Source organism: Tissierellales bacterium (genome assembly GCA_025210965.1).
Lineage (GTDB): Bacteria > Bacillota > Clostridia > Tissierellales > JAOAQY01 > JAOAQY01.
On the sequence record JAOAQY010000101.1, the window covers coordinates 1 to 8,908 of the forward strand.

Sequence of the window (8,908 nt, forward strand, 5' to 3'; positions counted from 1 at the left end):
CTGAAATACTAGAAGCTTATAGTTCGCAATTAGCTATACTACTACTTAGAAAAGCAGCTGAGGAAGAGATATTGTATTTGAGTTTTCACGATAAATTGACAGGATTGTACAATAGAAGATATTTTTTAGATGCGCTTGATAGATTAGATACTCCTAGACAGTATCCTATAAGTATTGTGATGGGGGATGCGAATGGGCTTAAGCTAATAAATGACGCATTTGGTCATCATGCAGGTGACGAATTTTTGATTAGAGTTGCTGAAATAATGAAAGAGTGTTGTAGACAAGAAGATATACTATCTAGAATTGGTGGAGATGAGTTTGTAATACTGCTTCCAGGGGTTAGTTATGCAGAAACACATAAAATTACAAATAGAATTAAAGAGATGTGTGAGCGTGAACACGAGCTTCCAATCAAGCTTTCTATAGCACTTGGAGCTGCGACAAAAGAAAGTATATCACAGGATATAAATGAAGTTTTGAAACTAGCTGAAGATAGAATGTATAGCTTAAAAATTTCTGAAAGTAAGAGAATAAAGCGTGAAATAATAAATGATTTACTCCAAAAACTGAAAAGAGAGAATCCGAGTCTAGAGAAAAAAATAGCATACCTAGTAGAGTGGGGAATCAAATTTATGAATGAATTAGATCTCGAAGAGCAAGATAAAATAGACTATATATTATTGTCAGAAGCCCATAATTTAGGCGACGTAGCTTTTTTGTCAGACGAAAATAGAGAGGGGATTGATTCCAAATCTGCACCACTCCATTCGGAGATTGGATTTAGAATAGCAGCTTCTAGTTTGGAATATGCACATATTGCGGATTTCATATTGAAGCATCACGAAAAATGGGATGGAACTGGTTATCCTCTCAAATTGAAGGGAGAAGAAGTTCCTAAAATAGTACGTATTTTCTCTATAGTAAATCATTTTGTTGATAATCTGATTGACTATGGTAAGGACTATGAGGATAATAAAGACAGGATTATAGAGATAATAAAGAGTAAAGCAGGATTTGATTTTGACCCTAATTTGACAGAGCAGTTTATAAAGTTATTGGTCAGTGATGATCAAAATTGATAATGAGGTGGTGTCATGCAGACTGGTTTTGTTTATGCCTTTGGAGATAGTATTTCAAAGCAAATTGGACAAATAGAAGAGTATGCAAGAGCGCACGACATCAAATTGGTTAATCGATATTTCGATGGAAAAGACTTGTCAAGTAAGCGCAAATTTAATAAAATGGTTCGAGATGCTTTGAATTTTCCTCCAAATTTTATAATTACGTTAAAATCGAGGAATATTTCGGAGGATATTAAAACACTAGAAGCGTTTGAGCAAAATATGAAGTCTTATGGGATAGAGCTCATATATTTAAATGAGCCTGTAAAAGATAAAATCCCATCTATAGTATTGGAAGTAGGGGACAAAAAAATGAGTGAAACAAGTACTAAAATTGAAGAGAATGAGATGATTTTTCCAACTCATCATGCACCATATGGCTATATTGCAGAAAAGTTAGATACTAGAAAGTATAAATGGAAAGTTGTTGAAGAAGAGAAAAAAATTATAAGAAAAATTTTGATAGGATTGTACACGGACAAGGGATATTCCTATCAAGATATAAAAGATTGGTTGAATGAAAAAAATATAGAGACTAGAAGGGGAAAAGCTTGGACTACATCTTCTGTTGTCAATATATTGAAAAAAGAGAGACTTGAAACCTACTTTAATTTTGAAAATAGACTTTCTATAATATCAAAGAAAGAATACGACAAGATATTGCAGCGAAAAGCTTATAATTCAGCTATTTCGATATTTGGTCGGACGAAAAATTCGAGCTATGTATTGACTGGAATCAATGTTAGATTAGAGCCAATATTTAGGTGTAAACATTGTGGCGGTAATGTAATTGGATATAAAAATTCAAGTAAGACATGGTCTAATTATGTTTGTGGAAATTACAGAACTAAAGGATTAGATGGATGTGAGAATGACTGGTATCTAAAACAGGATAGAATAGAAGATGCACTGTGGCAGGTTATAAATAGAGCGTATATGAGCGATGAGAGAAAGTTAGATTACAGGCGAGAGATAATAGAGGCGTATGAGCTAAATTCACTTGCTTTTACAAAGGGCATGAGGGTACTACTTAAGAATCTACTTGAAAGAAAAATAAGATTTAAAGATGTTATAGAGGCAGCGAGAGACTCTGAGGTGGCTGAGCAGCGAGAAATTGTTAGGTTATTTGTAGATTATGCGGAGATGAATAGTAAAACCGAAATGGTACACGTGAAATTATTTGGAGTAAAAGAGATTAAGATACAATTTTAAATGAGAAAAAACTCGTTCTATGTTGAACGAGTTTTTATTTGTTTTTTTGGTTTTCCATTGCTTTTTTGAAGGCATTTTTCTGCTGCTCGTATTTATCTGAATTAATAGAAAAATCATTATCCTCAGATGATATAGCGAATAGCGAAGAAGATGATGATGCCTTCGAAATTCCGGAATTAGAATTCGAATATTTAGGTGATTCGTTTGGAACAGTAAGTTCAATTGATGGTATATCGTCGCTAAAATCAAATAATTTGGATTTTGGAGTTTCATTATTTGCATTCGAAATTCCAGAATCGAATAGTGGTTTTACATCTTCAGCATGTGCATTAGTTAGTTTATTCAAAGCCAATTCGATTTTTTTCGCATTAATTTTGTATTGCATGGTTTTATCCCATACTGAACTTGGGTTATTTCGTTCCATCAAAAATCCATCATCAATTAGTACCTTCAAATGCTTTCTTATTGTTTGTTTTGACAAATCTAGTAGACAATCACTAGCTAATACTTCTGATTTTTTTGAGATCCAATCATTTTCAGAGTATCTCTGTACAAAATAGTCTAATAAAATAGCTCTATAAAAATGCCCTGTTATTAGAACTAGCTCTTCTTTTATAGTTATTCTTTTGAAATTTGTCATTTCTAAGCCCCCGTATTGTTAGATTGTGATAAAAATAAACTTCATAGGTAAATTATAGAACATCGAAGATTGAAAATCAATATTTAGAAGAGTTCTTGACATTGAAGGGCTTAGCAATTATAATTAGAATTGCGCATTGCACATTTTAGTGCATGGAAAGATGGCCGAGTGGTCGAAGGCGCTCGCCTGGAAAGCGGGTAGGCGTGAAAGCGTCTCGAGGGTTCAAATCCCTCTCTTTCCGCCAGTGAATTTTGTCGTACTAGATGGGGAGGTAGCGGTGCCCTGTAACCTGCAATCCGCTATAGCAGGATTGAAGTCCCACAGGAGGCTTGGATTGTTTTATGTCTGCCTCAAATAAGTGATGTTGATGATTGGGTCCTACGCAATAGGAACTCATGAACCCTGTCAGGTCTGGAAGGAAGCAGCAGTAAGTGACCACTTCTATGTGCCGTGGGGATGCCCGATCTGAGTTAACTGTTTGAGTAACGGTAGGAGGTCCTTGTCAAGTGTGGGTGTGCGGCGTACATATTTTAAAGGAAGCATTAGAATATACATTCTTATGCTTCCTTTTCTTTTGTCTCAATTTCTGATAAAATAAGTATACTAATTTGAGTTGGCTGGGGAGTCATACTGTATGGGGGAAACTTTATGAATAATAAGAAGAAGTTTAGCCGTAAATTATTGGTATCGATGTTTATTACAGGATTGATTCCAATTTTTATATTTATAGTACTAACTTATTCATTGATACAGAAAAATATATTAAAAGAAGGCATAGATGTAAAATATCAAGATTATGTCAATCAGATAAATAGAATTTCATCTGATTATGAAAATAAAGCCGTAATAATAGATTCGATTTCTAGGGACTATAGTTTGCTCAAAAATTGGGTTCACGATATATCGAATTATGAAATAGTTGATAAATATCTCAAGGATCAGAAGGATTTAGCGGCGAATTTCATTTCTATTTATATGACGATGAAAAATGGGGATCAGTTTAATTCAGAATTTAAGGTTCCAGAGGTGGACACTAGGCGTAGATATTGGTATATGAAAGCAATAGATCATGGGGAAATAGTATGGACAGATCCATATGCAGACATATTTACGAAGGAGCAGGTCATAACTATAGCGACTCCTATAAAAGATGATAAAGGCATTGCCGTGGGTGTTTTAGGTGCAGATTTAGAATTTGAGAAAACACTTAGAAATTTGGAACAAATAAAAATATCAGAAGATGCGACTACTTATTTATTCAATGAGTATTGGTATCCTATTGGCGATGGACAAAATCGAAGAGAATTATCTGAATTATATAAGTTGTTGAAAGATGAGTTTGAAGATGATTCATCTGGTTATAAAATAATGGATATAGATGAAAAGTCAATAGTTGCGATATCCGAATTGGGATTCAATGGATGGAAAATAGTATCTATTGTAAAATACAAAAATTTAATAGAAGAATTACTTCCGCTTACGCTGTCATATGGACTACTTATTGTTCTAGTCATAGGATTAATAGCCATAGTTGCTACTAGGCTGTCAAAAATGATTATAAGACCACTTGAAAAGCTAGAGTACATGACAAAGCAGGTTAGTAGTGGTAATTATGATGAGAAGGTAATAATTGACACTGGAGATGAGTTTGAGAGTTTGGCGAAAATATTTCACAATATGATGGATGAGATAAACGAATCTCAAAATAGTCTAGAAAGTAAAAATCAAGAGCTTAAAGATATGAACGACCAATTGCAAGACTTTAATATAGAGTTAGAAGCGTCGTTAGAGCAATTGATGGCAACAACTAGTTTGCTTGAAAATTCAGAAGAAAAATATAAGACTTTGATGGACAATATGTACGATATAGTATTTATAGTTGATAAAGATGGAAATATTAATTTTGTAAATAGGGCATTTTTGAACTTATTTAGCAAGAGAATAAGTGATACTATAGGAAAAAATGTACTTGAATTTTTTGAAGAAGCTAGATTTTGCGGCGAGATTAAACTTGATGAAATGATAGAATTGTCGAAAATGCGAGACTTAGAGAACCTAGAATTATTTATAGAAAATGATTTGTCTAAAAAAATATATTTTGAGGCAAATATCAAGAGGATTATTCAAAAGGGAGAATATGGCGGAGCGCAGATAGTATTAAAAGATGTTACAGAGAGGCGAGAAGCAGAGCACTATTTACACAAGAGAAATAGAGATTTAATGGTAATAAACAGAGTTGCAGGAAGAATAAATTCTACATTAGATGAGAGTGTATTGTATGAAAAATTAGCTAGTGATTTGATGAATATGCTTGAAATAAAGAGCTGTAGCATCAGAATTTTTAATGAAAATGAGCTACAATTAAAGGCGTTTAACTCTGAAATTGAGGGCTGGGATTTAAAAGATAAACTAAAGCCAAAGCACCCAGTATTTATGAGAGTCGTTGAAGAGGGAGACGTTGTCACTATAAAATACAGTGAAAAGCCAGAATACTTTAATTTATTTAGCGATCATAATCAGGGAATATTTGAAAAAAATGATATAAAAGAAATAGTATGTATTCCACTTAAGGATAGAAAAAAGATAAATGGAATGATCACTATAACGGGAAAACAAGATTTAGAAGATATTGCTGGAAACGTGATAGTAGCATTATCAGAGCAATTATCAACTATGATAGACAACATAAGATTGTATAGAATTCAAAAAGATCAGTATCTAAATACTATAAAGGCTTTAGTTGCAGCAGAAGAGGCAAAAGATAAATATACTGAAGGACACTCTATGAGGGTTGCTGCTTTTTCAGAAAAAATTGCTCAAAAAATGAATTTATCAGAATCTGAAGTAGAGGAGATAAAAGCTGCGGCGATACTCCATGATATCGGTAAGATTGGAATTAGTGATATAATATTAAATAAGACAGGAACTCTTACGGATTATGAGTATGAGGAGATAAAAAAACACCCAGAAATGGGACATAGAATTTTGAAATTTGTCGATTTCTCACAAACTGTACTAAACGGAGTTTTGTATCATCATAAGCGATTTGACTTGATGGGTTATCCTAGTCACGAAATAGATAAATTGCCAATAGAAGCCTCTATAATAGGAGTAGCCGATGCATTTGATGCGATGACTTCATCTAGATCATATAGGAAAGCAATGAGTGTCGAAGAAGCTGTTTTGGAAATTGGAAAGCATAAAAGTACACAATTTGACAAAAATGTGGTTGATATATTCTTGGATATAGTGGAAAATGAAAGAGGAAAGATTAAAGAAATTATGGAAGAAATATAGGTGGGAAAATGTCATATCAAGCGATTTATAGAAAATACAGACCAAAAAACTTTGAAGAAGTTGTTGGACAAAAGCACATCATTAAGATTCTAAAAAATCAAATAGCAAAAGACAATATCGCTCATGCATATCTTTTTTGTGGAACTAGAGGTACAGGAAAAACCTCTACTGCAAAGATATTTGCGCGTGCAGTTAATTGCGAAAATCCAATAGATGGGAATCCTTGCAATGAATGTGATGTTTGTAAGGGAATATTGGATCAATCTATAATGGATGTTGTTGAAATGGATGCAGCGTCAAACAATAGTGTTGAAGATATAAGGGATTTAAGAGAGAGGGTAAAGTATTTACCGTCAAAGGGAAAGAAGAAAGTATACATTATAGATGAGGTTCATATGCTCTCTAAGGGTGCATTTAATGCGTTTTTGAAAACATTAGAAGAGCCACCTAGTCACTTGGTGTTTATACTAGCAACGACTGAACCTGAAAAAATACCAGCTACAATACTTTCTAGATGTCAGAGATATGATTTTAAGAGAATTAGAACTGAAGATATGGTTGGTAATATGCAGAGTATAACTGATCAGATGGGTATAAATATAGAGAAGAGAGCACTTAGATTAATAGCTAATAATGCTGATGGAGCTATGCGAGATGCCCTCAGTATACTAGATCAATGTGTTGCATTTGCTCAAACTGGAGAAGAAATCACGTATGAGTATATGACAGAGATTTTGGGGCTTGTAAATCAAGACCTCATATTTGATCTAGTAGATGCAATGATAAATAAGGATTTAGTAAGTGTTTTAAATCAAGTTAACTATGTAGTTCAAAACGGAAAGGATATACACCAATTCATACGCGATTTAATGATGCATTTTAGAAATCTAATAATGATTCAATTGGAAACAGATTTACATGGTTTGCTAGAGAGTACAGAGGAAGCACAGGCTAGGTACAAATCACAGGGTGATAGAATGAATATGTTAGCGCTTACGAAATCTATAGAGGCTATAGCTAAAATAGAGCAAGATGCTAAATTTGCAGAACAACCACGAGTCATACTTGAGACAGGATTGATACAAATGGTTGAATTTTTGCTTAAAGACAGTAGAAGTGATTTAGAAGAGCGCATAAATGAATTAGAAGAAAAGCTCAAAGCTGGAGCTTTTGTTCAGCAAAATGTATCAGCTCAGCCTACAGTCCAAACTACAACTAGGAGAGATACAAGAGCTACTAATAGAGCAGAATCTAGAACGAAAACTGAAAGTAAGAATGTTCAAAGCGAACAAGCTCAAAGTGTTTATCAAGGTGAAAGAAGTGATGTTACACTTGATGAGGTGAAAAGATCATGGTCAGATATATTGCAGAAGATAAGAAAAGAAAATGTAAGTTTATTTGCATATCTTAGAGAGGGTTATCCGGCAGTTATCAATGGAAATACACTAAAGGTAGCATTTCAAGAAGACTTTGGTTTTCACAGAAGTGCTGTTGACCGCGAAAAAACTAGACAATATATTAATAATGTGATAAATTTGCATTTGAAAGCGAATTTTTTGATACAATTTGTAATGGAAGATCAATTGGGAATAATTCAAGAAGAAACGGTAGATCTAGTTGAAAAAGCCCAAGAGATTTTTGGAGAAGATTTAGTAGAAGAGATAAAATAGGAGGTATTTGATATGGCAAAAGGATTTAAACCTAAAATGGGTGGAAATATGGGTGGTATGATGAAACAAGTTCAGCAAATGCAGAAGAAAATGGCGCAGATGCAAGAGGAACTTGAAGAAAGAGAATTAACAGCTACAGCAGGTGGTGGAGCTGTTGAAGTCAGAGTAAATGGAAAAAAAGATGTATTGGGTATAAAAATTGATCCAGAAGTAGTGGATGCAGACGATGTAGAAATGTTAGAAGATTTAGTGTTAGCAGCAGTAAATCAAGCACTTAGAGAAGCAGATGAGATGGTAAATAGTGAGATGTCCAAGTTGACAGGTGGCATGAACATACCTGGCTTATTCTAAGAAGTCAAATTGTGGACTCGGTCTTATGTAAGATCGAGTTTATAATTTAAAGGCGTAAAACCCCTATGTCTTTAGACTAGGGGATGTAAGCCTAACTACCTTGCGCTTCGATATACTTTTGGATAGTTGCTTGGCTGACGTTTCCAATGCTACACGAGAAATATCCGTCACTCCAAAAGGTGTGTTCTTTCCAAAAGCGTTTCGATAAATAATCTTGATGTTGTTGCCATATTCGGTAAGTTGTTTGTTGTTTCAGCAACCTTAAAATCTGCAAGACACTCCATTTATGAGAATACCTTATTAATATGTGGATATGGTCTTTGTCGATTTCTTGCTCAATGATTTGTCAACCATAATGATTAGCTATATTTTGAGTTTCTTGCTTAATGTAATCGCCTAAATGTATAAGCAACTTTTTTCGATACTTACATACAAAAATCAGATGGCACATAAGCAAGTGTTTACTATGATTTTCAGAAATGTAATCCATTAAACTTCTAAACCCTTGCGTATAAGTTGATAAACTGTTTCTGAGAATGTTTTGATGTTATTCTTCTTTTGATATTCTTCAATTCTAAAGACTAAATCAACTGGGAATTTGATTAACTTAGATA

At 33.7% G+C, this 8,908-nt stretch carries 6 protein-coding genes, 1 tRNA gene, 1 other RNA gene and 1 pseudogene; 7 read left to right on the forward strand and 2 right to left on the reverse strand.

Going from position 1 to position 8,908, the window contains the following annotated elements:
- Window positions 1-1,082, forward strand: a 1,082-nt coding sequence (locus N4A40_07950) for a diguanylate cyclase (GenBank protein ID MCT4661780.1), incomplete at its 5' end; no start/stop codon positions are given.
- Between the two features lie 15 nt (window positions 1,083-1,097).
- Window positions 1,098-2,336, forward strand: coding sequence for a recombinase family protein (locus N4A40_07955; GenBank protein MCT4661781.1), 1,239 nt, complete (start codon window positions 1,098-1,100; stop codon window positions 2,334-2,336).
- A gap of 34 nt (window positions 2,337-2,370) precedes the next feature.
- Here the strand turns inward: N4A40_07955 and N4A40_07960 are convergent, their stop codons facing one another.
- Window positions 2,371-2,976 (reverse strand): hypothetical protein, encoded by a 606-nt coding sequence (locus N4A40_07960; protein MCT4661782.1) that lies wholly within the window; start codon window positions 2,974-2,976, stop codon window positions 2,371-2,373.
- Window positions 2,977-3,130: 154 nt separating this feature from the next.
- Between N4A40_07960 and N4A40_07965 the strand changes: the two genes are divergently transcribed.
- From N4A40_07965 to N4A40_07985, 5 genes are all read left to right on the forward strand, one after another.
- Window positions 3,131-3,220 (forward strand) — tRNA-Ser (locus tag N4A40_07965).
- A 10-nt stretch (window positions 3,221-3,230) separates the two neighbouring features.
- Window positions 3,231-3,496, forward strand: an RNA gene (ffs, locus tag N4A40_07970) — signal recognition particle sRNA large type.
- A 128-nt stretch (window positions 3,497-3,624) separates the two neighbouring features.
- Entirely contained in the window at window positions 3,625-6,273 is a 2,649-nt protein-coding gene (locus N4A40_07975) for an HD domain-containing protein (protein ID MCT4661783.1), read from the forward strand.
- Between the two features lie 8 nt (window positions 6,274-6,281).
- The gene (gene dnaX / locus N4A40_07980) at window positions 6,282-7,943 is read left to right on the forward strand and encodes a DNA polymerase III subunit gamma/tau (protein MCT4661784.1); all 1,662 of its coding nucleotides are present in this window, start codon (window positions 6,282-6,284) and stop codon (window positions 7,941-7,943) included.
- A 12-nt stretch (window positions 7,944-7,955) separates the two neighbouring features.
- Entirely contained in the window at window positions 7,956-8,294 is a 339-nt protein-coding gene (locus tag N4A40_07985; GenBank protein ID MCT4661785.1) for a YbaB/EbfC family nucleoid-associated protein, read from the forward strand.
- Between the two features lie 91 nt (window positions 8,295-8,385).
- Here N4A40_07985 and tnpA read toward each other — a convergent pair.
- Window positions 8,386-8,784 (reverse strand): annotated as a pseudogene (tnpA, locus tag N4A40_07990) (IS200/IS605 family transposase).
- Window positions 8,785-8,908 lie beyond the last annotated feature (124 nt).